Annotated in this window: 22 protein-coding genes and 3 pseudogenes; 13 read left to right on the top strand and 12 right to left on the bottom strand. The window is 63.8% G+C overall.

Translation table 11 applies throughout. From position 1 onward, the window contains the following. The 6 genes and pseudogenes from EJ073_RS17605 (at nt 1) to EJ073_RS32200 (ending at nt 4,803) form a co-directional block, all read left to right on the top strand. Entirely contained in the window at nt 1-894 is an 894-nt protein-coding gene (locus EJ073_RS17605) for a sugar phosphate isomerase/epimerase (protein WP_126056871.1), read from the top strand. A 123-nt stretch (nt 895-1,017) separates the two neighbouring features. After that, entirely contained in the window at nt 1,018-1,503 is a 486-nt protein-coding gene (locus tag EJ073_RS17600) for a hypothetical protein (protein WP_126056870.1), read from the top strand. 173 nt (nt 1,504-1,676) lie between these two features. Then, a pseudogene (locus EJ073_RS17595) lies at nt 1,677-3,103 on the top strand (aldehyde dehydrogenase family protein); the annotation flags it as partial. Between the two features lie 54 nt (nt 3,104-3,157). After that, nucleotides 3,158-3,729, top strand: a pseudogene (locus tag EJ073_RS17590) (DUF1349 domain-containing protein). 104 nt (nt 3,730-3,833) lie between these two features. Continuing rightward, on the top strand, nt 3,834-4,094 hold the full coding sequence (locus EJ073_RS32205; RefSeq protein ID WP_348627270.1) for a hypothetical protein: 261 nt from the start codon (nt 3,834-3,836) through the stop codon (nt 4,092-4,094). Between the two features lie 115 nt (nt 4,095-4,209). Further along, nucleotides 4,210-4,803: a glycosyltransferase family 10 gene (locus EJ073_RS32200; RefSeq protein ID WP_245455276.1), complete on the top strand. Its 594-nt coding sequence runs from the start codon at nt 4,210-4,212 to the stop codon at nt 4,801-4,803. A gap of 97 nt (nt 4,804-4,900) precedes the next feature. Here EJ073_RS32200 and EJ073_RS17580 read toward each other — a convergent pair whose 3' ends face one another. Next, a complete protein-coding gene (locus EJ073_RS17580) occupies nt 4,901-6,271 on the bottom strand; it encodes a glycosyltransferase family 4 protein (RefSeq protein WP_245455275.1) in 1,371 nt (456 codons plus the stop codon). Then, the gene (locus tag EJ073_RS17575; protein WP_126056869.1) at nt 6,247-6,699 is read right to left on the bottom strand and encodes a TIR domain-containing protein; all 453 of its coding nucleotides are present in this window, start codon (nt 6,697-6,699) and stop codon (nt 6,247-6,249) included. Before EJ073_RS17575 ends, EJ073_RS17580 begins: the two co-directional genes overlap by 25 nt. A gap of 467 nt (nt 6,700-7,166) precedes the next feature. On the opposite strand from EJ073_RS17575, the gene EJ073_RS17570 reads away from it, so the two are divergent. Then, on the top strand, nt 7,167-8,435 hold the full coding sequence (locus EJ073_RS17570) for an O-antigen ligase (RefSeq protein WP_126056868.1): 1,269 nt from the start codon (nt 7,167-7,169) through the stop codon (nt 8,433-8,435). A gap of 29 nt (nt 8,436-8,464) precedes the next feature. On the opposite strand, the gene EJ073_RS17565 is transcribed toward EJ073_RS17570, so the two are convergent. From EJ073_RS17565 to EJ073_RS17555, 3 genes are all read right to left on the bottom strand, one after another. Continuing rightward, nucleotides 8,465-9,547, bottom strand: a complete 1,083-nt coding sequence (locus tag EJ073_RS17565) for an acyltransferase (RefSeq protein WP_126056867.1) — start codon at nt 9,545-9,547, stop codon at nt 8,465-8,467. A gap of 114 nt (nt 9,548-9,661) precedes the next feature. After that, nucleotides 9,662-10,882, bottom strand: coding sequence for a polysaccharide biosynthesis/export family protein (locus EJ073_RS17560; protein ID WP_126059259.1), 1,221 nt, complete (start codon nt 10,880-10,882; stop codon nt 9,662-9,664). Between the two features lie 173 nt (nt 10,883-11,055). Further along, nucleotides 11,056-11,733, bottom strand: coding sequence for a sugar transferase (locus tag EJ073_RS17555; protein ID WP_126056866.1), 678 nt, complete (start codon nt 11,731-11,733; stop codon nt 11,056-11,058). A 608-nt stretch (nt 11,734-12,341) separates the two neighbouring features. On the opposite strand from EJ073_RS17555, the gene EJ073_RS17550 reads away from it, so the two are divergent. Then, nucleotides 12,342-12,614, top strand: a complete 273-nt coding sequence (locus EJ073_RS17550; RefSeq protein WP_126056865.1) for an exopolysaccharide production repressor exox — start codon at nt 12,342-12,344, stop codon at nt 12,612-12,614. A gap of 35 nt (nt 12,615-12,649) precedes the next feature. On the opposite strand, the gene EJ073_RS17545 is transcribed toward EJ073_RS17550, so the two are convergent. From EJ073_RS17545 to EJ073_RS17515, 7 genes and pseudogenes are all read right to left on the bottom strand, one after another. Then, entirely contained in the window at nt 12,650-14,500 is a 1,851-nt protein-coding gene (locus EJ073_RS17545) for an ABC transporter ATP-binding protein (RefSeq protein WP_126056864.1), read from the bottom strand. An 8-nt stretch (nt 14,501-14,508) separates the two neighbouring features. Next, nucleotides 14,509-15,381, bottom strand: coding sequence for a serine kinase (locus EJ073_RS17540; RefSeq protein ID WP_245455741.1), 873 nt, complete (start codon nt 15,379-15,381; stop codon nt 14,509-14,511). 74 nt (nt 15,382-15,455) lie between these two features. Next, nucleotides 15,456-16,172: pseudogene (locus tag EJ073_RS17535) on the bottom strand (asparagine synthase-related protein); the annotation flags it as partial. 233 nt (nt 16,173-16,405) lie between these two features. Then, nucleotides 16,406-17,131, bottom strand: a complete 726-nt coding sequence (locus tag EJ073_RS17530) for a hypothetical protein (protein ID WP_126056862.1) — start codon at nt 17,129-17,131, stop codon at nt 16,406-16,408. 3 nt (nt 17,132-17,134) lie between these two features. Continuing rightward, complete coding sequence (locus EJ073_RS17525; RefSeq protein ID WP_245455274.1) at nt 17,135-17,509, bottom strand: lasso peptide biosynthesis B2 protein; 375 nt, start codon at nt 17,507-17,509, stop codon at nt 17,135-17,137. 25 nt (nt 17,510-17,534) lie between these two features. Next, on the bottom strand, nt 17,535-17,834 hold the full coding sequence (locus EJ073_RS17520) for a PqqD family protein (protein ID WP_126056860.1): 300 nt from the start codon (nt 17,832-17,834) through the stop codon (nt 17,535-17,537). Between the two features lie 214 nt (nt 17,835-18,048). Then, entirely contained in the window at nt 18,049-18,201 is a 153-nt protein-coding gene (locus EJ073_RS17515) for a lasso peptide (RefSeq protein WP_126056859.1), read from the bottom strand. Nucleotides 18,202-18,703: 502 nt separating this feature from the next. Between EJ073_RS17515 and EJ073_RS17510 the strand changes: the two genes are divergently transcribed. The 5 genes from EJ073_RS17510 (at nt 18,704) to EJ073_RS17490 (ending at nt 23,950) form a co-directional block, all read left to right on the top strand. Continuing rightward, entirely contained in the window at nt 18,704-19,837 is a 1,134-nt protein-coding gene (locus tag EJ073_RS17510; RefSeq protein WP_126056858.1) for a nucleotidyltransferase family protein, read from the top strand. A gap of 79 nt (nt 19,838-19,916) precedes the next feature. Then, nucleotides 19,917-20,930: a glycosyltransferase family 2 protein gene (locus EJ073_RS17505; RefSeq protein WP_126056857.1), complete on the top strand. Its 1,014-nt coding sequence runs from the start codon at nt 19,917-19,919 to the stop codon at nt 20,928-20,930. A gap of 126 nt (nt 20,931-21,056) precedes the next feature. Then, entirely contained in the window at nt 21,057-21,449 is a 393-nt protein-coding gene (locus tag EJ073_RS17500; protein ID WP_126056856.1) for a hypothetical protein, read from the top strand. 229 nt (nt 21,450-21,678) lie between these two features. Further along, nucleotides 21,679-22,470 (top strand): glycoside hydrolase family 16 protein, encoded by a 792-nt coding sequence (locus tag EJ073_RS17495; protein WP_245455273.1) that lies wholly within the window; start codon nt 21,679-21,681, stop codon nt 22,468-22,470. Between the two features lie 148 nt (nt 22,471-22,618). Continuing rightward, a complete protein-coding gene (locus tag EJ073_RS17490) occupies nt 22,619-23,950 on the top strand; it encodes a UDP-glucose/GDP-mannose dehydrogenase family protein (protein ID WP_126056854.1) in 1,332 nt (443 codons plus the stop codon). Nucleotides 23,951-23,982 lie beyond the last annotated feature (32 nt).

The raw sequence follows: 23,982 nt of genomic DNA, 5'->3' as shown, positions 1-23,982 counted from the left end.
ATGGCGCGCATTGGAATCCATTCTTTCGTCTGGTCGGCGAGCTCGGCGCAGGCGGACCTCGAGCGCACGCTCGCCAACACGAAGGAAGCCGGCTTCGACCTGATCGAGTTCTCCTATCTCGATCCGGCCAATGTCGATATCAGTCGGCTTGCCCGGCGCATCGCCGATCTCAGCCTTGGCGTCGCGATCAGCATCGGCCTGCCGGCCGACGGCGATATATCGAGTGCCGACAAGGCTAGCGCCGCGCGCGGCGTCGACATCCTCAACCGCACCATCGCGCTCACCCGCGATCTCGGCGGCCAGAAGGTCGGCGGCATACTCTCGACCAGCCACGGCCTGCAGACCGAGGCGCCGACGCGCGACCAGTGGAACCGCAGCGCCGCAACGCTGGCCAAAGTGGCGGAGACGGCCAAGGCCGCCGGCGTCACGCTCAACATCGAAATCGTCAATCGCTTCGAGAGCAATCTGCTCAACACCGCCGCGCAGGGGCTGGCCTTCATTGAGGACAGCGGTTCCGACAACATCTTCCTGCACCTCGATTCCTTCCACATGAACATCGAGGAGGCCGATGCCGGACTGGCCATCCGCAGCGCCGCCGGCAAAATCGGCTATGTTCATATCGGCGAGAGCCATCGCGGCTTCCTCGGCACCGGCAGCATCGACTTCACCGCGATCTTCGATGCGCTGACCGCCATTGGCTATAGCGACGACCTCAGTTTCGAATCCTTCTCCTCGGAGATCGTCGACGAGAACCTGTCGAAGAAGACGGCCATCTGGCGCAATCTGTGGACAGACAATATGGAGCTCGCCCGCCATGCCCGCCGCTTCATCGCGGTCGGGCTGGAGACGGCGCGGCGCAAGGCCGAGCTGGTCACGGCGACGCAGAAGCCCTGAGGCTCTGGCTGGCACCTACCGCTGCCTTGAAGCTTGCGGGTAATTTTACGAGCGCATTCGATTAAGATCGTCCCTGTTTGATTCGTCCCCGGTCATGGCCCGGAGAGCAGGAGCAGGAACGGCATGAGCAAGGCCCTTACCACTTTCGCGTTGGTCGCGGTGCTCACCGCTCTGCTCATGGCGCTTTCGCTGGCGGTCGCCAGGCACGGCTATCCCTACGGCGCTTTCGGCGTGAAACGCCTCGACGGCATCGCCGATGCCGGCTCCTTCATTCCGCTAGCCGCCGTCTATTTCTTCAGCGCGCTTCTGATGATGATCCTGCCGCTGCGCGCCGCCAGCATCGTGCTGACCAACGCCGCCGACGCGCTGTTCTGGGCGACGGTTGCGCTGTTTGCCACCATCGTCGGCTCCCTCGTCGCCAGATGGGCCTTCGGCCAGGGCGGCGTGCCGTGGGCGCTGGTCAACTGGCGGTTCCTGTTCGTCGCCGCCATCGTCGCGGCCCATTTCGCCATGAACGAGCTGCGCCGCAATATCCTGTTGAGAAGCCTGTTCTTCGTCGTCTTTGCCGCGGCGACGCTGGCCTGCCTGTTCTGGACCTTCCAGGCCTGACCACCCATATCCCGTTTCGGCAAGGCGACAGGCGCGGGCTTTCATCGGCCCGCGCCATCGGCTATTCCGGTCCATGACCGCCTTCTCGCTGTCATCATTTGTCTGATAAATGGCTTGACTGAGAGATGACCGCGGCGGACAAGGCCGCCAGCAAAGCTTCACAAGGAAAGACCATGACCCTGTTTCGTAAGAACCTCATCGATGGCGAATGGGTGGGCGAGGCCGGCTCCCGCAACATCAACCCCTCCAACACCGGTGATGTCGTCGGTGAATATGCCTCCGCCGGCGCAGGCGAGGCGCGTCAGGCCATCGCCGCCGCCAAGGCGGCCTTTCCGGCCTGGTCGCGCTCGGCGCCGCTCGCCCGCCACGCGGTGCTGAAGAAGACGTCCGATGAGATCATGGCCCGCAAGGACGAGATCGGCCGCAGCCTGGCGCGCGAGGAAGGCAAGACGCTCGCCGAAGGCATTGGCGAGACGATCCGGGCCGCCCAGCTTTTCGACTTCTTCGCAGGCGAGACGCTGCGCCTGTCGGGCGAGTTGGTGCCGAGCGTGCGGCCCGGCGTCGGCGTCGAGATGACCCGCGAAGGCGTCGGCGTGGTCGGCATCATCACGCCGTGGAATTTCCCGATCGCCATCCCGGCCTGGAAGATCGCGCCTGCGCTGGCCCACGGCAACACCATCGTCTTCAAGCCGGCCGAGCTGGTGCCGGAGAGCGCCTGGACCATCGTCGACATCCTGCACCGCGCCGGCCTGCCCAAGGGCGTGCTCAACCTGGTCATGGGCAAAGGCTCGGTGGTCGGCCAGGCCATGCTCGACAGCCCGGACGTCAACGCCATCTCCTTCACCGGCTCGGTCGGCACGGGAAAACGCGTCGCCGCCGCCAGCGTCGAGCACATGCGCAAGTTCCAGCTCGAAATGGGCGGCAAGAACCCGCTCGTCGTGCTCGATGACGCCGATCTGGCGGTCGCCGTCGATTGCGCCCTCAACGGCGCCTATTTCTCCACCGGCCAGCGCTGCACGGCGTCCTCGCGCCTGGTGGTGACCGATGGCATCCATGACCGCTTCGTCGAGGCGCTGAAGGAGCGCATGGAGAAGCTCGTCGTCGGCGATGCGCTCGACGCCAAGACCCAGATCGGTCCGGTCGTCGACGCCACACAGTTGAAGCAGGACGAGGACTACATCGCCATCGGCCGCCAGGAAGGCGCGAGCTTGCCTTCGGCGGCGAGCGGCTGGGTCGCGAGACGCCGGGCTTCTACCTTCAGCCGGCGCTGTTTGTCGGCGCCAGCAATGCCATGCGCATCTCGCGGGAGGAGATCTTCGGCCCGGTCGCCAACGTCATCCGGGTCAAGGATTATGACGAGGCCCTCGCTGTCGCCAACGACACGCCGTTCGGCCTGACCTCCGGAATCTGCACCACCAGCCTGAAGCACGCGACGCATTTCAAGCGCAATTCTGAAGCCGGCATGGTCATGGTCAACCTGCCGACCGCCGGCGTCGACTTCCATGTGCCGTTCGGCGGCCGCAAGGGCTCGAGCTACGGACCGCGCGAGCAGGGCCGCTACGCCATGGAGTTCTACACCACGGTGAAGACGGCCTATACATTCCGCCGGCTAACTAAAACGGCGACGGCGCGAGCGCGAACCAGGCAGGCGAGCATGTCGACGGTAGACTGGAATGCGGACCTGACTTGGCTCAACCCGCCGCCGCATCATTCCTTTGCCGGTAGCACCGTGCAGGTGCGCACCGGCAAGGAGACCGACTTCTGGCGCGAGACCTTCTATGGCTTCCGGCGCGACAACGGCCATTTCCTCCATCGGCCGGTCGCCGGCGATTTCAGCGCCGAGGTCACGGTCAAGGGCGACTATCGGGTGCTCTACGACCAGGCCGGCCTGATGGTGCGACTGAGCGAAACGCACTGGATCAAGGCCGGTATCGAGTACACCGACGGCCTCGCCTATTTTTCCGTCGTCGTCACCAACGATGCACTGGTCGCTGGTCGGCATCGCTGCCGATCCCAACGGCGTCAGAATCCGCCTGACCCGCCACGCCGAGACCATCCGCGTCCAGTATCTGGACGCCGCCGACGGCCACTGGAAGCCAGTGCGGCTCGCCTATTTCCCGCCGTCGAAGTCGGTCGATGTCGGCATGATGTGCTGCTCGCCGCAGCGCGAAGGCTTCGAGGTCAGCTTCTCGGATCGTCCGCCGATCCCAGGAACTGCACGACTGAGACGCTTCGAGCCGCCCGCCGCGGCGTAAGACGTTCTTCCAGCTCGGCCGCAGGTATATGAAGAATTCCACGCGCCGAAGTCCTATGCCGTAGGCCATCCGCTCATCCTCTTCTACACGACCTTCTTCGGCAAGCCGGTCGACATAGCGGCCATCCCCGCTTGCGCGGTGCCCGTCGAATGGACCAATGACCGCCGCCGCCTTGCCGAAGCCGCGGCGGTGGTGTTCCATCTTCCGGATTACCGCGAGATCGGCGACGCCCGCAAATATCCCGGCCAGACATGGGTCGCGTGGTCGATGGAGAACCGCAGAACTATCCGCGCGCCGCCGCTCCCGGCTTTATGCGGCATTTCGATCTCACGATGACGCACGAGTCCGGATCGGACATCTGGACACCCTATCTCCAGAATCTCAGAACGCGAGCTGGTGGGAGGCGATACGCAACAGCGCGATACCCTCCAAGACCGAGAGCGCTCCGGTGGTGCGTTTCCAGTCCGCGAGCATCGATCTCAGCGGCCGTGGGGCGTTCGCAGCCGAGCTTGCCGGGCATATCGGCGTCGATTCTTATGGCCGCTATCGTCCCACGCGACAGATCGAAGGCCCCGATCTCGGATCGCAGACCAAGATCGAGACCATAGCGCGATATCACTTCTGCCTGGCGCTGGAGAATTCGATCGCGCCCGACTACGTCACCGAGAAGATCTTCGATCCGCTCTGTGCAGGCAGCGTGCCGGTCTATCTCGGCGCCCCCAACGTCGGCGAGTTCGTCCCTGCCAATTCCTACATCGACGCGACGGCGTTCGGCACGCCGGCCGAGCTTGCCGCCTATCTCCGCCATCTGCTGGAGACGCCCAGCGCCTATGAGGCCTATTTCGCCTGGCGCTCGCAACCGCTGCCGGAGTCGATCGCCAGCCGCCTGCCTCTCCTGGAAACGCCGGCGAAATGCCGGCTGGCCGAGCTCGTCCATCAGCGCATGCAGCAAGGGCAGGGCCTGTCGCCGGGCTGGCCGTCGCTGCCGTTCGGCGGCGTCTCCTTCCTGCGCACCAAGCTGCGCCGCTGGCGGAAGTCTCGTTGACGCCGCAGGGCCCGGCTGTTCACATGGCCCGTGGAGGGCCTTGAACTTCGCAAGGTCTGCCGGCACGGTCATCGTCGACAAAAGGTAGGGGCAGCCGTCATTTGTGCTCGTCGTCGAGCCGAAGCCCGTGGCGAACCGCATCGCCGATGGCTTGCGGCCCGAACCGTGACCACACAGCTGCATGAGCTTGGGTCCGCTGCCTGGCCATGCGGGGCGGGTCCATGCACAGCGCGATGGCCTTCTCTGCCAGCCTTTCGTCCTCGTCGGACAGCAACACCTCTTCATCCTCGGCCAGGTCCAGGCCCTCGGCCGCCAGCCGCGTCGCCAGCACGGGAACGCCGAAGGCCATCGCCTCGAGGATCTTGATGCGCGTGCCGCCGCCGGATGAAAGCGGAACGAGGCAAAGGTGAGCCTTGGCCAATAACGGCCTTGTGTCATCCGGATCCTCGATGAGCGAAACGCCTTCCAGACCGGCCAGCGCCCGCACGGCCGGCATAGGCGAGCGTCCTGCAAGGACAACATTCGCCTGCGGCAGCGCCTGCCGGATGAGCGGCAGGATGTTGCGGACCAGCCGTTCGGCGGCCTCGATGTTAGGCTGGTATCCGAGATGGCCGACGAACAGGATGACTGGAAAGCCGTCTGAAAATGCGGGCTGCGCCGGCAATACCCTCGCAATGGCCTCGGCCCGTGGAATGCCGTTGGCGACGATGTCGATCGGCACCGTGCCGGAAGACGATGGCTCGAGTCTGTCGCGGTCAAGGCGCGAGCAGACCCAGATCCTGTCGACGATCCTCGCGGCCTCTCGTTCGAGGCGTTTGAGATCAGGCGCGGTGACCAGGGTGCCGTGGGCCCGTTCCAGCTGTCCGGCGAGATTCGATTCGACATTGTGCATGTCGAGGACGAGTTGCTCGGTCAGCGGCCGCAAAGGCCGAAGCAACCTGAACAGCGCAATGCCCTCGACGACGATCGTGTCCGGGCGGAACTCGCGGGCAAGCGCCTTGAGGCGGGCGAGCGCCCGGCGTGGAATCCGGCTCTCGCCCTTGGCTCGCCGCCAGCCCAGCCACGGGCCGCGCATTTCGCCCGCTTTGGTCAGGGCAACCACACCAATATTGCTGTCGAGCGGCTGCGCTTCGTCGGTCCGCGGACAGATCGAGACGAGGCGGACCCGCCCGAGTTCAGCTGCCGCCGTGGCATTGCCGAAATTCCGCAGATCGGCGCCCGATGTCGGTGGAAAGGCCGGGTCGTGGCAGACGATCAAGGTCCGGTGCTTCCCAAGCGCCGGCAGCGGCGTGGCCGGAGCCCTGGGCGGAACCAGCTGCCCGATGCGGACGCGGTACAGCCATGCCTTCCAGGCTCGGCCCAGAACCTGGTGGGGGCGAACGGCGCGCATCAGCAGCCGGAGACGCTGCAAGGCAGTCGGGGGAAGACCACTGCGCCCTGGCTTTAGAGGTTCTTGATCGACGTCCAATGGCTTAGCCGCTCCGCGATCAACGCCATGCGACGCTGATTGTCGTTCCCGTCCAGGATGGTCACGTCCTCCGGATCGGCGCGCAGATAGACGCCGGACGTGCGTGCATTTACTTCCGAGTTCGTATCCGATCGTGTCGTGAAGTATCCGCCGGCCTCGAACACATTGTCGCGCGGCGAAGCCTGGGCGGGAACGGTAGGGGCCGATTCCGGCTGGCTCGCGCTCGTCCATTCGTCCTGGGCGAACACGAAAGCGGCGAAGTCGACCTCGCGCGCAAGCTCGAGCAGGCGCCCCAGCGTGGTCGTCCCGGGATTGAAAACAGTTGTCCAGGGCTCGACATGGGCAATCTCCTCGAGGCCGCGCGTCAGCGCCTGCAACAGCTTCTTCTGCTTTCCGGAGGACCCCAGGAAGATTCGCGGTTTGGCCATCCATTTCCTCCAGCAAAGCGACTCACCTTAGCGTATGCGGACGGCCTTCCCCATTGCAACGGCAGCTGGCGTCGATGACATGCCGGCTGTTATGGCTCCGTCCGATGTTGGAAGAACTGCAGGAACAGTTCCCGCGGTGTTCCTGTGCTCGGACGCCGCCAGGGCATCACCATGGAAAACATCCAGATCACCGGCGACGCCCTGTGGTAGGAACAGGCATCGCGCAGGGTTCGCCGGCCAGGGCTCAACCACGCGCCGTCGCCGCATTCGCGCCATGCGTCTGTGCAATATGGCTTTCGGGCACTTGTTTGCCCGCGACAACATTTGTCGTTGAGTGCCGCGCGATAGGACGGTAAGTTATATTGCACTGCACAATGGAAGCCCGGATCGGGGAATGCCCGGGGCTTCGCACCGGCCTTTGACAGCCCGCTCCCGAGGGCTCAGCGAAAGAGATATCCGGTAGGGATATGAAGATTCCAAAGTCCTTGTTGATCGATCCGGAAAGGAATGCCGTCTATGGCACCTTCGCCGTTGCCATCTCGGTCTTCGCCTTTGCCTATTCCACCAATTTCGGCAAGGTGCTCATCCTCGCCTATTATGCAGTCTGGCTGCCGCTGATCCTGGTCGACTACCGGCGGTTCCTGCGGCATCTCTCCGATGCCTGGCTGCCGCTGCTGTTCGCCGCCTACATCTGCTTCTCGGTGTTCTGGTCGCATGCGCCCGGCACAACGGCGCGCGCGGCACTGCAGTATTTCTCGCACATATTGTGCGCCTATGTCGCCGCGCGCACGGTCAGTGTCCGCACGCTGGTCGTCGGCTCGCTGATCGGCATCTTCGTCGTGCTGCTCTATTCGCTGCGTGTCGGCGGCTACGCGCTCGACACGATTGACGGGACCACCAATTTCGTCGGTGCCTTCGGCTCCAAGAACCAGGTCGGCTTCTTCGCCTCGCTCGGCCTCTATTTCTGCTTTGTCTTTGCCATCTTCTACCGGCGCGGCTGGCAAAGCCTGGTCTGGACGGCGCCGATCGGCCTGCTGTCGCTGTATATGCTGGCGATCGCCCATTCCGCCACCTCGGTGGCGTCGCTGCCGGCGGCCGTCGGCGTCGTCCTTCTGCTCGCCGTGAGCAAGGTGCTGTCGCGCCGCTATCGGCGGGTGCTGTTCACGGTCGGCGCCTGCGCGCTGGTCGGCGCGGTCATGGCCGCGCTCAATCTTGGCCTGCTCGATTTCGTGCTCGGCATCTTCGGCAAGGACTCGACGCTCACCGGACGCACCTATCTGTGGGAGCAGGGATGGGAGGCCGCGCAGCAGTTCCCGATCCTCGGCTATGGCTACGCCGCCTACTGGGTGCAGGGCTTCGCCGAGGCCGAGCGGCTATGGGCCGAGTTCTACATCACCACCCGCACCGGCTTCCACTTCCACAACACCTATATCGAGACCCTGGTCGAACTCGGCTTTGTCGGTGTGACGCTGATCGCGATGGTCATCCTGCGGTCGTTCTGGGGACATGTCTCGTCGGTGGTCTTCCGCGACTGGCGCGCCGATTCGGTCGTGCTGGCGGGCGCGGTGGGTCTCATGCTGCTCCGCTCCTTTTTCGAGGTCGAGATTCTCGGCCCGTATTTCACCGCCTCCTTCATCGTCTATTACGGCCTGTTCAAGCTGCGCCCGGCGCCCTCGGCGGTTCGCCCGCAGCGCGCGTGCGTCGCGATCCACGAAGCGAAGCCCGCAAGCGGCTGACGCCGGTTCGGCGGCGAGAGAAGGGCGGTTCAGGCGATGGCGCGCGAGCGCTGCATCTGCCGCTGCAGGAAGCGCCGCACCGGCTCATCATAGATGCGCGTCGCAATGTCGGAGATGACGATCACCACGATCGCCATGGCGATGCCGAACCAGGGATGATTAGCGAACGGATCGATCGAGACGGCCTTGCCCGCTCCAGCGATGATCATCAGCATCGGCGTGTGAATGATGTAGATCGGGTAGGAGATCCGCCCGAGCCAGCTGTAGAGCTTCGACAGGCGCGGTGAGGTGGCCGCCACCGCCCCGACCGTCACCATGACCGGAAACAAAAGCACCACGCAGATCAGATCATAGGCGGCGCGTGCGCTGCCGCCTGCCGGCGCGATGGCGAAGATCACCAGCGTCAGCGCGAGCGCGATCTCGACCCAGTAGCCGCGCTGCAGGAAGCCGAGGCTCCCCTGATAGTGCGCCATGGATCGGCAGAGCAACACGCCGAGAAAGAACGAGAAGGTAACGCGCGGCAGGCCGCTGGCGATGGTCGCCCCGGTCATGCCGAAATCGAGCGTGCCGGAGAGCACCGCGGCAAGAACAAGCAAGGCAAGGCTGCCGGTGATCAGGCCCAAGAGCACCCGCTTCGACAGGACGAGGAACAGCAGCACATAGGCGATGTTCACCAGCAATTCAAAGAACAGCGACCAGGATGCGGGGTTGAGCGGGAAGATCGTGTGGTAGGCGTCGCCAACCAGCGGGATGAAAAGCATGCCCGTCGTCAGCATCAGGGCGACATCGGACAACGGCATGTATTCGCCGGGCATTAGCCTGTTCTTGATCAGCAGGTAGAAGGCGCCGAGCAGCGTGCCGGCCAGATAGAGCGGATAGAGCCGTATCAGCCGGAAGGTGCCGAACCCCATCCCGCTCTCGATCTTGCGGTCATAGGCGTGCGCGATGACGAAACCGCTGAGCAGGAAGAACAGGTCGACAGCCAGATAGCTCGACGGCAGCACCTTGCCGTCAGCGATGAACGGCGAGAAGTGGTAGAGCATGACGCTGATCGCCGCCACGCCGCGCAACGCGTCGAGATTGAGGTAGATGTGACGGGTTGCCGGCTGCATTCGTGGCCTTCATCAGCGGATCGCTGCGCGACTTCTGCAGCGGCTCTCCTGCGCCCCGCGGGGCTGCCTTCTCAATTCTTGCCGGCGTCCGCCCGCGCCATACATGCCGATCGCCTACTGGCTGGCCATCGGCGCCAGCTTCACTTTGATCACGTCCCCAGGCTGCACCGGCGTATCCTCGGTCGCCGCGACCTCGGTCGTCTTGCCGTTGACCACCCGAACCAGCGCGTAAAGCAGGGCGGGTTGATCGCTGTTGGTCATGGCTGCCTGCGTGGCGGGGTCCGAGGCCACGGTCATCAGGCCCTTTTGCATGCCCACCCTGAGTTCTGCTTCTTTCAGGTCGGTTTCGACTTGCTGGCGGTCGGAGGCGAGGCTCGATCTCAGCGTGTTTTCGGCGTCGGTAGCGTCCTGCGTCGCCTTGCTGATCGACTGTTTGGCGGTAAGGATCGCCGTCTCGTAGTCCAGGATCTGCCCCTGCAGGTCGGCGATCGTCTGTTCCGAATTCAGCACCCGCGTCTGCACGACGAGGCCCTTCTGCGCCAGCGCTCCGACGCTGTCGAGCTGTTCCTTGGCGAGGTCCACCTGGCGCTGCTGGTTGACGATCTTCTTCTGCAGCGACTCGATCTCGTTCTGCAGAAGGTTCTTCAGGTCGTCCAGCGCCTGCAGCTTCAACTTGAGCTTCTTCTGATCGGACGTCAGCACAGCCATCTCGTCGGCGACGATCGTCGCCACCTTCGGATCGTCGGCGACTTCCTTCGGCGCCTCGAATGTCGTCTTGTCGGCGAGCTCGGCGTCGATGCGGGCGCGCCTGACGACGAGGCGAAGCCGCTGGTCGTCGTAGATGTCGTAGTTGCCTTTGGCGGTGATCAGGTCGCGATCCTGCTGCGGGCCATTCTCCGCGTTGCGGCGGATGCCGCCTGCGACGCTGATCGCCTTCAGCACGGTCAGTTCCGGCACATAGGGAAATTGCCCGGGACTCTGCACCTCGCCGGAAATGTAAAATGGCCGGAACTGCACCATTTCCACCGAAGCTTCCGGCCTGTCCGAAAGCGCCAGCTTACGCTGCAGCGTCTCGCTGATCGCCGCGGCGATCTCGGCGGTGGTCTTGCCGGCGGCGGGCAATTCTCCCGCGAACGGAACCGACAGGGTCCCGGCCGGGCCGACCGAATACTCGCCATTGATGGCCGACCAGTCGCGGAACGTGCCCTCGACCGTCTGCCATTCGGCGATTCGGATGTTGAGCTTGTCCTGCGGCCCAAGCTGATAGTCGCCGGCCATGGCAGGGACAGCCAGCAAAAGCGCAAGGCCGGCGACAGCAAGCCGCGCCGGCATCATGGGGCGCGACAGACGGCTGTCGCGAAGGAGTCCGAATATGTCTGTTTTCAACTGAACGTTTCCGATCCGCTTGCCCCATCGCCCGATGAGCTTGCTGCCGGACGCCCGATCCGATGCGAGACGGCGTCCCAATCGAAGGCTGCCGTGCTCCTTGCGGAGCCCGGCCTTGCGGCTCAGTAGCTGCCGCGCGACATCCATACTGCAGGCACTGTCTTGAAGATGATGCGAATGTCCTCGAACAGCGACCAGTTCTCGACATAATGACGATCGAAGGCGACGCGGCTGTCATAGGACACGTCGTTGCGGCCGCTGACCTGCCACAGCCCGGTAAGACCCGGACGTGACTTCAAATAGTAGACCGCGGCGCTGCCATAAATTTCCAGCTCGTCGCGCACGACGGGGCGCGGCCCGACCAGGCTCATGTCGCCCTGCAGGATGTTGATGATCTGGGGCAGTTCGTCGAGGCTGAGTTTTCGCAGCACCTGGCCGACGCGCGTGACGCGCGGGTCGTTCTTCAGCTTGCGCGTCGCGATCCACTCGGCATTGGCTTCCGGATTGGCGGCAAGATGTGCGGCCAGAACCCGCTCGCCGTCTTGCACCATGGTGCGGAACTTGAGGCACGGGAAAATCCGGCCGCCGCGGCCGATGCGCTTGTGGCCATAGAAGATGCTCCCGCCGTCCGACAACTTGACGAGCAGCGCGACCATCAAGAACAGCGGGCTGAGCAGCACCAGGCCAGCCAGCGAACCGACGATATCGAAACCACGCTTAAGAAGCCCGCCGATCGGTGGCGGAAAATCAATGCCGGCGTGCGAAAAACCCGCATCGGCCGACTTGGCAATATCCCTCATGCCGCAACTCCATACGTTGAACGAATGGTTTACGGCACGATATCAAAAAAATGCTGCAGCGCAACACACAATTTCCCATCACGATGAAATAGTCACGTCATGAATTGACTAAATAATAAACGTACCCTGCCCATAAATTCACCTTTATGGCGTGTTTGTGACAAACTATGAGCAACGTAAGGAAATGTAGTGCCTTTTTGAGGCCGATTTTGGGCGAATCGTTCTTTGTCGCAGAGGGGATTGCCATAACTCACCCCCGAATCACTCACTTGGCCAAGTTATTCGAGTTAAATACTAATTAATATTGCGGATTCTACTGCAGCAAAATCTGCTTTCCGCAATCGGCTGTGGAGCCGGCGTGTGCGACGCAGCATGCCAGAGTCGAACCCGAAAACCCATTCAAAATTATTTGTGCTTGGCCTTGCCCGAGGTATCCCGCCTTAATAGAGTCGCAAACTGTTCATGTTAGAGTTTGGATAGGTTGGGAAGGCCGGAAGCAACCGGCCGAAAAGCGAGCAGCAGGATAAGCTCGCGTGGCGCATGGGGAGATACTCGGGTGGGTAAGTCGTCACTTTTGCATGCTCGTGTCGGTTGATGGATCGACGGACATGTCACTTCCAAAGTTCATTGTCGGGATGCTGTTCGCCCTCGCGATCGTGATCTCGTGGTCCTATTTCGATGGCGCCTCGCTAGGCACGATCATGCTGCGCGCCGTGATCTGCGTCGCCATTAGTCAGGCCGGCTATTTTCTGCTGGTCTTTCTCATGGTTGCCAGGAGCGCGCCGACCGTGGCCGACAGGATGCGCGAGGCCGAAAGAGGCCTTGGCGCTCCAAAGGCTGCCAAAGGCGAGAAGTTCAGCGCCAGGCGCAGCATCCGTTAGCGCGGCGTCCTGCTGAAACCGCGAGGCGGGCGCGCTCAGCCGGCGTCGGCAACCTCTGGTTCCGCCTGCTCGCCCGACAGCATCCTGGACAGCCGGCTGCCGGATTTCGCCTTCAGGCGCTGATACTGCCCGACCTCGACGATGCGGCCGTTCTCGATGGCCACTACCCAATCGGCGAAGGCGATCATCGAAGGCCGGTGTGCAATGGTCAGGATTGTCATTGTGCCGCGCAGCCCGTCGATCGATTTGGCGATCAGCGACTGATTCTGCCAGTCGAGGGCGCTGGTCGCCTCGTCGAGGATGAGCAGCGATGGCTTGCGCAACAGCGCCCGCGCCAGCGCGATCCTCTGGCGTTCGCCACCCGAGAGCCGGATGCCGCGGTCGCCGACCACCGTGTCCAGCCGCTGCTCCAGCCCCTTGACGAAATCGGCCGCATGCGCCGCGCGCAACGCCGCCCACAGCTCCGCGTCGCTGGCTTGCGGCGCGGCAAGCCTGAGGTTCGCCGCGATCGTGTCGTGCAGCAGGAACACGTCCTGCGGCACATAGGCCACCTGGTCGCGCCAAAGCCTGCGGTTGTCCGGCCCGATCTCGACACCGTCGGCGAGGATCTTGCCTTGTGTCGGTTCGAGCAGGCCGAGCAGCATGTCGGCGATCGTGCTCTTGCCCGATCCTGAAGGGCCGATAAGGGCGGTGACCTTGCCGGCGGGAAGGCCGAAGGTGATGCCGCTGACCACAGGCTTGCCCTCCGCGGCATCGGCAAGGCCGGCATAGGCAAGCGAGACATCGCGTATGTCGAGCCCGACATCGAGGGTCAACCTCACGCCCTGCGCGGCCTGGCTGGCCGCCGTCTCGCGCTCGGCGTCGAAGCGCGTCTGCAGGTCCTGCATCGAGGCGTAAGCGGGCACGTTGATCAGCAATTGCTGTGCCTGCGTCTGCATGTCCATGAAGCGCGGCGCGATCCGCATGAAGGCCAGAAGCAGCACGACGATTTCGGCCAGCGCGAGATGGAACCGGGTAAGCGCAATGTAGATGAACAGGCTGAGGCCGATGACGCTCGCCACCTGGAAAAAGGCCGTGCCGATCGTGCTGTTGCGCACATAGCTGATGTTGTCGGCCTTCATCTTCTCCAGTGTCGCCTGCAGCTGCGCGAAATAGCTCGCCTCGACATTCAGGCTCTTGGCCACCTTGATGCCGCCGAGGAATTCCGAGACGGTGCGGTACTGGTCCTGGCGATTGGCGGTGAGCACCCGGCCATAGGTCGTCGCGCGCGAGCGGAACGGCCGCAGCGCCACGAACATCAGCACGCCGATGACGATGGCGAACGAGGTCATCACCGGCGAGATGAACAGCGACACCGCGAGATAACCGGCCAGTAGCACGGCGGTTTGCACCAGCATCAGCAGCGAGAAGGCGGCGGCCTGTATGCGATCGATGTCGCCGGTCAACGCATGATCGAGATCAGAACTGCGTGTGCGCGCGAAAATGCCCCAGCGCGCTCTGCCGATGGCCTCGAACAGATCCATGCGCAGGCGGTTGACGAAGTCATAGAGCAGCCGCGCCATATAGACGGACTTGAAGCGGTTGAAGCCTGCCTGCAGCGCGACGAGGCCGACGAGCAGGCAAAGCACCGTCGCCAGCCCAAGCGTCCCGCCAGGCACCAGCCAGGACAGGACAGGGTTGTCAGGCAGCCTGATCGCGAAATCCTGGTCGGATCTGCCGATAAGATGCAGCAGCGGGACGAGCAGCAGGATCGAGATGCCTTCGGTCAGGCTGCCCAGGATGAGGAAGACGAGCGCGATCCATGTCCGCCGCCCGCCGATCCGGGCCATAACGGCGCCGAAGCCGGCAATATCCCGAACCAGCGACAGGCGAAGGATTTTGGCCATGGCTCGTCTCACTCCGGCCTGTTGCCGGACGCCAGGTCCCGTTCGATCAGCGCGACAGCCTCGCCGATCCGGTTCAGCCCGGCCGGCACTTCGAGGCGATGCACGCCGATCCGGTTGGCCAGCCCCGCGCATTGGCGAAGATGCATGGCGGCGAAATCGCCGACCAGCGCGGCGCGGCCGAAGCGCGTCACGTAGGAGAATTTGATGAGTGCCGACAAGGCGCCAGGCCCCGCATGGGGCGAGATCGCCGCGCTGTCGCGGCGCTGGAGAATGTAGATCCGCGTTGCCGCAACCGCGCCGCGGGCAAATCCGCCATGCAGGCGGTGCTGCGCCTTGTCGATGGCCGGATGCGCCTGCGGGCGGATTTCCGCTTGCCGGATCGGGATGGCGGCGGCGGCATCGGCGGCGAGCTTCAGCTGCGGAAAGGCGGGAATGATCACCGGTCCGTCCGGCCTCGACATATCCACCGCCACGACATCGTCGGTCAGCAACCGGTGCCCGGCGCTGATCATCGCGCCGGCCGTAGTCGACTTGCCGGCGCCCTTGTCGCCCATGAAGATCGCGCTCCTGCCGCCGACGGCGATCGCACTGGCATGCAGCACGAGCAGGCCGCGCTGGTGCAGAAGCAGCGCCATGACCGGCCCCAGCAGCGGGAAGGCGATCAGCTGGTCGTCGATGCCGGGCACGGGCTCGATGTCGATGCGGCGGGCATCGCTGATCAGGAAAGCGCCGACCGCCTCCCAGGCGAGATACTGCCGCGCCGGCTCGAAGCGAAAGGCGGTTCCGGCCACGAGCTGGGGTCCTGGATGGTCGATCGGGCCCACCGTGATCACAATGTCTGGCTCGGCCGGCGCCGTGGCTTCCAGTTCGGGCAAGGCCACCTCCGACCTAATCGTCAGCCCATAGGCCCGGTAGAAGCGGCGTTCCCGGCCGCTCTTTTCGACCGGCTCAGCCGAATTCTGACGCGTCGCCACTGCACAGCGGGCGGCAGGATGCCGTCCATGGCGCGGCGCAGCACGTAGCGGCCAAAGCCCCGGTTCAGCTTCTCCTCGCCCGGCAGCGCCAGGCAGAACTCGACCAGCGGCTTGTCCCAGAACGGATAGCGCGGCTCGACGCCGAAATTGGCGGCGGCCTTGTCGAGCACCTCGAAGGCGTGCGGCACCAGCCCCGTCGACAGGATCCAGCGATGCGTCAGCGCCTCGCTGGCGCTGACGCTGGACGGCATGTAGCCGGCCCTGTGGAACCGTTCGGCGAGCTCGGTTCGCCGGGCAAGCGCCGGGTTGACCAAGCCGCCCCAGCCACGCGGCGCAGGCGCCGGCCCGCGCCGCAGCCTGCCGAGGACGCGATTGGCCATCCCCCTCAGTTTCGCGATCCGCCAGGCCGGCCCGTAGACGGTCAGGAATTTGAAGTACATGCCGAGCATGCCGTCGCCATAGGTATTCGAGGCGCCGCGCAATTCCCGCCACAGCTCCATCCACCTGCCGGCATCGGCCAGCTCGTGCAGATGGCCGTGGCCTTGCGCGTCGATGAAAGGCTTCTCGTCCATCGAGGAGCCTTTCTCGAAGATCAGCGAGAAGGTCGGCAGTCCGGGCTTGCGCGTCGCGGCTCTCGCAAGCCCGGCCACGCAGGCGATTGAGGAGGAATCGAGGCCGCCGCTCAGCATCGCGCCGACCCGCGACAAGATCGATTTCACGGCCAACCTAGTCAAGGGCATGGTCGGCAACCACCGCGACCTGCTGGACAGGGTGCTGGGGTCGGACGCCGGCCTGATTGAGCCCTATGTCAACCTGCCGGAGGTGACCGCCGCCTATGCCCGCATCCTGCGGCGCGCCAGACATATTGCACGTCCAGCGGCTCCGCCTCGTGCGGCCGGCTCGACCTCGCTGTCGCTCTGGCTGCGCCAGGTCAAAATCGGCGGGAGCCACGCGCATGATGGGCGGCATCCGACCGGAGCGGCCGTCCCGAGGGTTGGATCTGCCAGTAGCGGCGCAGCACCACCTGGCTGTCCGTCACCGTCAGGCTGTGGCGGGCCGGCAAGCGGAAGATGTCGGTGTAGGCGGTGGATTGCGGATCATCCGTCAGCCCGGCCAGGAAGCCGGAAATCTGGTGCTCGCTGATGCGCGCGCTGGTGTCGTCGAGGCCAAGGATCGGTCCGATCTCCGAGGCGAAGGCGAAAACGCCGGTCGCTCGCGTGATAATAGAAGGGTTTGACGCCGAAATGGTCGCGGGCGCAAAACAGCGCGCCCGGCGTTCGCTGTCCCAGATGGCGAAGGCAAAGTCGCCTTGCAGATGGGTGGGGCTGGCATCCCCCCAGGTGAGATAGGCGCGCATCACAAGCATGGCGTCGGCGACCGACTTGTCCCGGATGCCGAGCCGCGCCAGCAATTCGTCGCGATTGTCCAGCCGGCAGTCGGCGGTGATCGCCAGCCTGCCGCCGGCCATCGTCAGCGGACCCGGCCCGGCTTCGTCGGTCGTGTTCAGCCAGGCATGGCCGAGGGCTATCGCCGTGTCCGACCACCACGAGGCGCCGTCACGGGCGCGATGCCGCATGCGCGCCAGCATTTGCTGGATGTCGGCGGCGGTGGCGGGTTTGCCAGCCCGTCTGGACAGGATTCCGGCGACGCCGCTCATCGTTCACTGACCGTGGTCGACGAGATGGGCAAACCCGGCAAGGGAGCCGCCAAGCACGATCTGATTGCCGCTCATCAGCCAGGCATGCGCTTTCAGTTCGGCTCCGGTGTCCTGCGCGATGCCGATGCGTATTCTCGAGGTGTTGCCTTGGCGGGCGAGGAGGTACTGGCCCGACAATGCCTGGGTCAGGCAGCTCGCATGGGGAACAAGGCGGGCCGCGGCCGCGACGCCCCAGGCGACGCGTCTCAGATCGGCGACGCTGGCCGCCTCGCGCGCGTCAAGCCGGGTCACCAGGCGGCGAACGCGGTTGAAGGAAAACAACGTCAGCCCCAGCCGCACGGCGGCGACCACCACAATGCAGCGCGCCAGGAAGAGCATCTCCGCACCGCTGAGCGAGAGGAGCCTAGATAAGTTCCTCATGGTGGAGCCTCGCAAGCCCTGCCGCGGCCAGGCCTTTCAACAGTCCATCGACGTCGGCCTTGCAGCGCGCTGGATCGACGTCGTAGCGCGTGAGCACCGCGGCGCGGATGTCGGCAACCGGGCGCGGCTCCTGGATCAGTTCCCAGATATAGGCGCCGACACTGTTCAGGCTGTAATAGATGTTGGTTTGCAGATTGAGCAGCGCCAGTCCGTTGCCGAATTCGCAAGCCACGGCGTCGCTGGTGGCTGTTACGCGGTCTCGATCCGCCGGATCCCACGTCATCCTAAAACCTCGCTACAAAACGCTACGCTTCGTCAGTTCCAGGAAGGGATCGATCGGCATCAGCCGAGTCGCCCCGAGAGGTCATCGTTGAGATGCCCAGGGCCTTGTGCCGGTCCGGTCGCGGCCTCAGGCAGGAAGCCGGGGGATTGGGCCCCCGGCTTCCCGAGAAGACGTATTCGGAGCCCCAACTTTGCGCCCCGGAACACAATCAAGCTCAAGAGAACGTAAGCTGGTCGAAAGGCGTATGCGCAGGGAATGCTGCGTCGAGCGCCGTCGTGCCCGAGCCGCCCTGCGTGATCGTTTCGATCGAACCGTGAACCGTCAGGCTCGGCGTCTCGTACTCTTGCTTTTCAACATTCTGTTCCATTTTACTCTCCGGTAAGGACTGGAAACGGCCTGTCGAGTGCCGGCAGCACATTGCTATGCTGCAACGCAATAGCTGCATGGCACCCTAAATGAGTCAAGCATGATTTACCAACCATTAATCAATTCTTGGTTGCGCCTGCCTTGGTTGGTGATCAAGCCTTTTGCAGGCATATCCTTGCCATGCCCTGCAAAGGGAGTTCAACGCCGAGTCGGCGGCGCCAATTTAAGCATTTGATTTAATTATTATAAGTCCTTCTTGACTCAAAATGCTCGCATTATAGGAATGAAGAATTTGTGCCGGATGCGCCCGAATTCGTGTCGAATCGCAGGCTCGAACTGGGTCGCCTGTCGAGTTGCCCAAGTGCCGCCCATGTAAACGCTGTGGTTGCAGGACTCCGCCGCGACAAAGCAATGCTGGACGGCTGCGGCGATTTTGGCGATGCTTTTCTTCGCAGTTGCAATATAACACGCTGGGCGGATTTTTTGCGAGGACCTTGTCGGGAATGGCCGTGCAGGAAAGTGCTTACCAGAGGCTACGCGCCGCCGACTGCGCCGACGAAGTCGACTACGTTCAGGTGTGCCTGAGGCTGTTTTTCGCGCCCGGCCCGGGTGCGGTGGCAGTCGGCGTGCAGGCGCCGTCCATCTCCACCGCCGTGGTTGCCGACATCGCCAGGCTGAACAAGGTTGCGATCTTCGTGCTCAAGGCCTTGTCCTATACCAAAGCCGGCGAAGCGCCGTCCGAACTGCTCGGCTGGCTCGACACTTACCGTCGCCGCACGGTCTCGATGAATTCGTCCGGCATCATGGATTCCTTGGCCATTCATCAGGCGCTGCGCGAAAGGCATATCGATTTCGTTTTCCTGAAAGGGCCGTTCCAGCAGCAGTTGCTCTATGGCGATCACTTCATGAAGCCGTCGGGCGATGTCGACATCCTCGTCTCGCAGGCCGGCTTTGCAAAGGCGCGCGAGGCGCTGCGCGCGATGGGCTACGAGGTCGCCGGCAAGTCGCGTTCGCTGTGGTGGCTGCGTTTCCTCGGCGAGCAACACATGATCCGTGGCGATGACGCCAGGCCGTCCACCGTCGACCTCCACTACCGGCTGCAGCAGCCCGGCTCGCCGAGCCCGCGTGACACCGACGGCTTCCTGCGGCGCAGGCGCGAGGTCGGGATCGCCGGCAATCATGTGCCTTTCATTTCGGCTTCCGATACGCTGCTCTTGTCCTGCATCAGCGTCGCCAAGGCCTTCTTCAACCGTGAGCCCTGCGCCGGCTATGTCTGCGATGTCAGGGCCAGTGCCGGCCGCCTCGGCGAAGCCGAACAGCGGGACCTGCTCGACTACGCGGCCGGGCAGGGGCTGGAGGATACGCTGCTGCTGGGCCTCAGGGCGGCCGACGTGCTGTTTGGCGGCGCGGGTACGCTGCTGTCGGAGCGCGCCACGCGGATACTGTCGCGCATCGACGACGCCGACCTCCTCCACATGGTGATTGCGCCCTGGCTGTCCTCTCTGCGCTGGCCCCTGCGCAGGACGGTGCTTTGGGAACTATGCGGCCGCGCGCCGGTCCGCTATCTGGCCGAGGCCGGCTGGGCGGCTTCGGCCGATCTCAGCCGACGCATTTTCGAACGGCCGGCAGTCGGCTAAGCAGGCAGCCGGTGACGATCGTTTTGGGGCACAGGGGCAGGAAATTCGAAACAGACTCGTTCGATCGAGAGGTCAATTGATGTCCAGCACAGCTTCCCGGGTCTGCGTGATCATCGCCGCCCGTAACGCCGCCCGAACGATCCCGGCCGCCATAGCGTCGGCGCTGCGTGAGCCGGAAGCGGCTGAAGTCGTCGTCGTTGACGACGCCTCCACCGACGACACCGCCGAGGTGGCGCGCGCCGCCGATGACGGCAGCGGCAGGCTCAAAGTCATGCGCCTCGATGTGAACCGGGGGCCGTCCTTTGCCCGCAATGCCGCGATTGCCGGCTCGAGCTCACCCTTCATCAGCGTCCTCGACGCCGACGATTTCTTCCTCGAGGGCCGCTTTCGCAGGCTGTTCGCCAGCACCGACTGGGATTTCGCCGCCGACAACATCATGCTGATCCGGGACGACACGGCGACCGATGTCTCAAAGGTCGTCGCCCCGTCCTTTTCGGCCGATCCGGAATTCCTCGACTTCGAGCGTTTCGTCGAAGGCAACATCTCCAGGCGCCGCGTGCAGCGCGGCGAACTGGGCTTCTTGAAGCCGGTCATCAGCCGGGCCTTCCTCGAACGCCACGGTCTGCGTTACGACGAGAACCTGCGCCTCGGCGAGGACTATGAGCTCTATGCCCGCGCCGTCGCCTGCGGCGCCCGTTTCAAGGTCATCAGGTCCTGTGGCTATGGCGCCATCGTGCGTGCCGATTCGCTGAGCGGTCGCCACAAGACGCAGGATTTGAAGCGCCTTGCCGACGCGGACCTGGCGTTGCTTGCCATTGATACGCTGCCGGAGACATCCAAGGCGGCGCTCAGGAAACATGAGCGCCATGTGCGCGACAAATACCGGCTGCGCAATTTCCTCGACGTGAAGGCCGAGCGCGGCCTGGCATCGGCCGCCGCCTATGCGCTGGCCAGCCAGTCGAACCTGATCCCGATCGTCCGCGGCGTTGCCGCTGACAAGCTTGAGGCGCTGTTTCGCCAGACCGGCCTTGCCCCCAAGCGGCCGGTGCCGCCGCTGCGCTTCCTGATGGCCGCTCAGGCTGTTGAAAAGTAACCCGGACCGCGGCGCTGCAGCGATCGCGGATCGGAAAAAATCGCCTTTCCCAAACTCCGAGGTTGCCTATGCGGCCCCGGAATGGCAGTGTATGTTGCGGTGCAGCAATTTTGGAAGGCCAACCGGATGGCTTCGATATTCGGCTTCAGATCCAGGGCTCCGGCCCGGGACCGGCAGACCGATCTCCAGCGCTACGATCGTCTCGCAAGGCTGCTCGATCAGATCGCCGGCGAGATCGAGGCGGAGAAGGCCGGCCTTGAGAATCGCTACCGGTCGAAAGCGGCGAACGCCGCTTTCCTGGTCGAGGCGATGGAGAACGGATCGGCGTCGACAGGCAAGTCGTCGGAAGTAAGCGAGCTGACGAAGTCGATCCTGAACTGCGAGCGGCGCATTGCCGAGCTTGCTCGCCAGAACGGCTTGATGAAGGAACTGCGTCATTCGCTCGACGCGATTGTCGACGAAAGTGAGCAGGGTTCCGATTCGCGGACCGGTTTCGTCAAGTCGGCAGGCGGACGCTGACGGCACGAAATGAAGTTTGAAGGGCACAACTTTTTGGTACGAGGCACAGGTAGGCAGTTCTAGGGCGGAGGATCGCAAGCGGCTCGCGGAGGCGGGCCATTTGATGACTTTTGGGTTGGGGCGGACAGCACAAAGGTGAGTTGGTATGAACGCAGATCCGAAGACTATCCCCATCGCCGCGGTCGATGTCATGCGGCCAGAGCCGAGTGTGGGCCTGCGGCGGCTATCCATGGCTGGCGCGTTCCTTGTAGTGGCCGCAAGCCTGGTTGCAGCCCCGCAACCATCCCATGCGCAGGAGGTGCAGAGCGCGCCTTCATTCGTCGATGATTTCAAGAGTCTCGACCGGTCGCGCTGGTATGTTTCCGACGGCTGGTCGAACGGCCCCCACCAGAACTGCACCTGGTCGAAGAGCCTGGTCGGGCTTTCCGACGGCGTGCTGACACTCGGCTTCGAGAAGCGCCAGACGAAAGACCGCGAATTCGCCTGCGGCGAGATCCAGACCAAGAAGCGCTATGGCTACGGCACCTATGAAGCGCGCATGAAGACCGATACCGGGTCCGGGCTTAATGCCGCCTTCTTTTCCTACATCGGCCCTGCCGACAAGCAACCCTGGGACGAGATCGACTTCGAGGTCCTGACCAAGGACACCTCGAAGGTCCAGGTCAACACCTACATTTCCGGCAAGCCGAAGAACGAAAAGCTTGCCGATGTCGAGGGTGGCACCGACAAGGGCTTCAACGACTACGGCTTCGTCTGGGAAAAGGACCGCCTGCGCTTCTACGTCAACGGCAAGCTGGTCCATGAAGTGACAAATCCGGAGGAATTGCCGACCCATTCGCAGAAGATATTCTTCAGCCTCTGGGGCAGCGATAAGCTGACCAACTGGATGGGGCCCTTTTCGGACCCTGGCCGCAAGGTCACCATGCAGGTGGAGCGTGTCGCGTTCACGGCGCTGGGCGAACCATGCCAGTTCAAGGAGTCGCTGGCGTGCAGCATAAGCAGCGGTGCCAACAGCAACTAGCGTATGGTTCCGAACCGAAAGCCAAGCGTGACAGAAGCGGGGACCGCTTTCGGAATCATGCTTAAACAGGAAACAGCCGTGGGGATCACGGCCAGGCAACATCTGAACCGGCCGGACCGAAGACGGCCTTGAACAGGAACAAGAACGAATGAATCTGACCGTCTTTGGAATTGGCTATGTCGGCCTCGTGCAGGCCGCGGTGCTCGCGGAAGTCGGGCACCAAGTGGTGTGCGTCGACATCGACGAGAAAAAGGTCGAGCGGCTCAACCAGGGCCTGATCCCGATCTTCGAGCCCGGGCTGGAAACCCTCGTCAAGGAGAATCACGCGGCAGGCCGCATCCGTTTCACCACGGACGCGGCCGCCGCCGTCAAGCACGGCCAGATCCAGATGATCGCGGTCGGCACGCCGCCCGGCGAGGACGGGTCGGCCGATCTCAAATACGTGCTCGCCGTCGCCGAGGCCATCGGCCGCGAAATGGAGGCGCCCAAGATCGTCGTCGGCAAGTCGACCGTGCCGGTCGGCACCTGCGAGAAGATCAAGGCCAAGATCGCCGAGACGCTGAAAGCCAGGGGTCGCGAGGATCTGGCTTTCGACGTCGCTTCCAACCCGGAATTCCTCAAGGAAGGCTCGGCCGTCGCCGACTGCATGAAGCCGGATCGCATCATCGTCGGCACCTCGAGCGAGGACACCGAGGCAGTGATGCGCGAACTCTACGCGCCGTTCAACCGCAACCACGAGAAGATGATCGTGATGGACGTGCGCAGCGCCGAGTTCACCAAATACGCCGCCAATTGCATGCTGGCTACCAAGATCAGCTTCATGAACGAAATGGCCAATCTGGCCGAGCAGCTGGGCGCCGACATCGAGGAGGTACGCAAGGGCATCGGCTCCGATCCCCGCATCGGCTACCACTTCATCTATCCCGGCCTCGGCTATGGCGGCTCGTGCTTTCCCAAGGACGTGCGCGCCCTGATCAAGACCGCCGAAGGCGTCAAGTTCGACGCCAAGCTGCTGCGCGCGGTGGAGGAACGCAACAACGAGCAGAAGTCGGTCCTGTTCGACAAGGTGCACCGCTATTTCAAGGGCAACCTCAAGGGCAAGACCTTCGCGCTCTGGGGCCTGGCCTTCAAGCCCAACACCGACGACATGCGCGAGGCGCCGTCGCGCACGCTGATGGAGGCGCTGTGGCAGGCCGGCGCCAACGTGCAGGCCTTCGATCCCGAGGCGATGCAGGAGTGCCAGGCCATCTACGGTCTGCGCGACGATCTTTTGCTCTGCGGCACGAAGGAGGCCGCGTTGCGCGGCGCCGACGCGCTCCTGATCTGCACCGAATGGAAGAGCTTCCGCGCGCCCTCCTTCGACGCACTCAAGGATGCGCTGACCACGCCGGTGATCTTCGACGGCCGCAATCTCTACGACCCCAAGGTCATCGCCCGCTACGGCATTGAATATTTTAGCATCGGTAGGCTGGCGGCGTGAGGGCAGAGCGGCACAACAAGGAGCCAGGGTCC

It is taken from the genome of Mesorhizobium sp. M4B.F.Ca.ET.058.02.1.1 (genome assembly GCF_003952505.1).
Lineage (GTDB): Bacteria > Pseudomonadota > Alphaproteobacteria > Rhizobiales > Rhizobiaceae > Mesorhizobium.
Note: the sequence above shows the minus strand (reverse complement) of the source record. Positions and strands in the feature narration are given on the sequence as shown.

Coding starts and splice junctions, on each gene's coding strand:
- EJ073_RS17515 (WP_126056859.1), bottom strand. CDS start 18,201: ATGGAACAGAATGTTGAAAAGCAAGAGTACGAGACGCCGAGCCTGACG.
- EJ073_RS17605 (WP_126056871.1), top strand. CDS start 1: ATGGCGCGCATTGGAATCCATTCTTTCGTCTGGTCGGCGAGCTCGGCG.
- EJ073_RS17490 (WP_126056854.1), top strand. CDS start 22,619: ATGAATCTGACCGTCTTTGGAATTGGCTATGTCGGCCTCGTGCAGGCC.
- EJ073_RS17495 (WP_245455273.1), top strand. CDS start 21,679: ATGGCTGGCGCGTTCCTTGTAGTGGCCGCAAGCCTGGTTGCAGCCCCG.
- EJ073_RS17525 (WP_245455274.1), bottom strand. CDS start 17,509: ATGCTCTTCCTGGCGCGCTGCATTGTGGTGGTCGCCGCCGTGCGGCTG.
- EJ073_RS17550 (WP_126056865.1), top strand. CDS start 12,342: ATGTCACTTCCAAAGTTCATTGTCGGGATGCTGTTCGCCCTCGCGATC.
- EJ073_RS17555 (WP_126056866.1), bottom strand. CDS start 11,733: ATGAGGGATATTGCCAAGTCGGCCGATGCGGGTTTTTCGCACGCCGGC.
- EJ073_RS17520 (WP_126056860.1), bottom strand. CDS start 17,834: ATGACGTGGGATCCGGCGGATCGAGACCGCGTAACAGCCACCAGCGAC.
- EJ073_RS17510 (WP_126056858.1), top strand. CDS start 18,704: ATGGCCGTGCAGGAAAGTGCTTACCAGAGGCTACGCGCCGCCGACTGC.
- EJ073_RS17505 (WP_126056857.1), top strand. CDS start 19,917: ATGTCCAGCACAGCTTCCCGGGTCTGCGTGATCATCGCCGCCCGTAAC.
- EJ073_RS17575 (WP_126056869.1), bottom strand. CDS start 6,699: ATGGCCAAACCGCGAATCTTCCTGGGGTCCTCCGGAAAGCAGAAGAAG.
- EJ073_RS17560 (WP_126059259.1), bottom strand. CDS start 10,882: ATGATGCCGGCGCGGCTTGCTGTCGCCGGCCTTGCGCTTTTGCTGGCT.
- EJ073_RS17600 (WP_126056870.1), top strand. CDS start 1,018: ATGAGCAAGGCCCTTACCACTTTCGCGTTGGTCGCGGTGCTCACCGCT.
- EJ073_RS17570 (WP_126056868.1), top strand. CDS start 7,167: ATGAAGATTCCAAAGTCCTTGTTGATCGATCCGGAAAGGAATGCCGTC.
- EJ073_RS17545 (WP_126056864.1), bottom strand. CDS start 14,500: ATGGCCAAAATCCTTCGCCTGTCGCTGGTTCGGGATATTGCCGGCTTC.
- EJ073_RS17530 (WP_126056862.1), bottom strand. CDS start 17,131: ATGAGCGGCGTCGCCGGAATCCTGTCCAGACGGGCTGGCAAACCCGCC.
- EJ073_RS17500 (WP_126056856.1), top strand. CDS start 21,057: ATGGCTTCGATATTCGGCTTCAGATCCAGGGCTCCGGCCCGGGACCGG.
- EJ073_RS17565 (WP_126056867.1), bottom strand. CDS start 9,547: ATGCAGCCGGCAACCCGTCACATCTACCTCAATCTCGACGCGTTGCGC.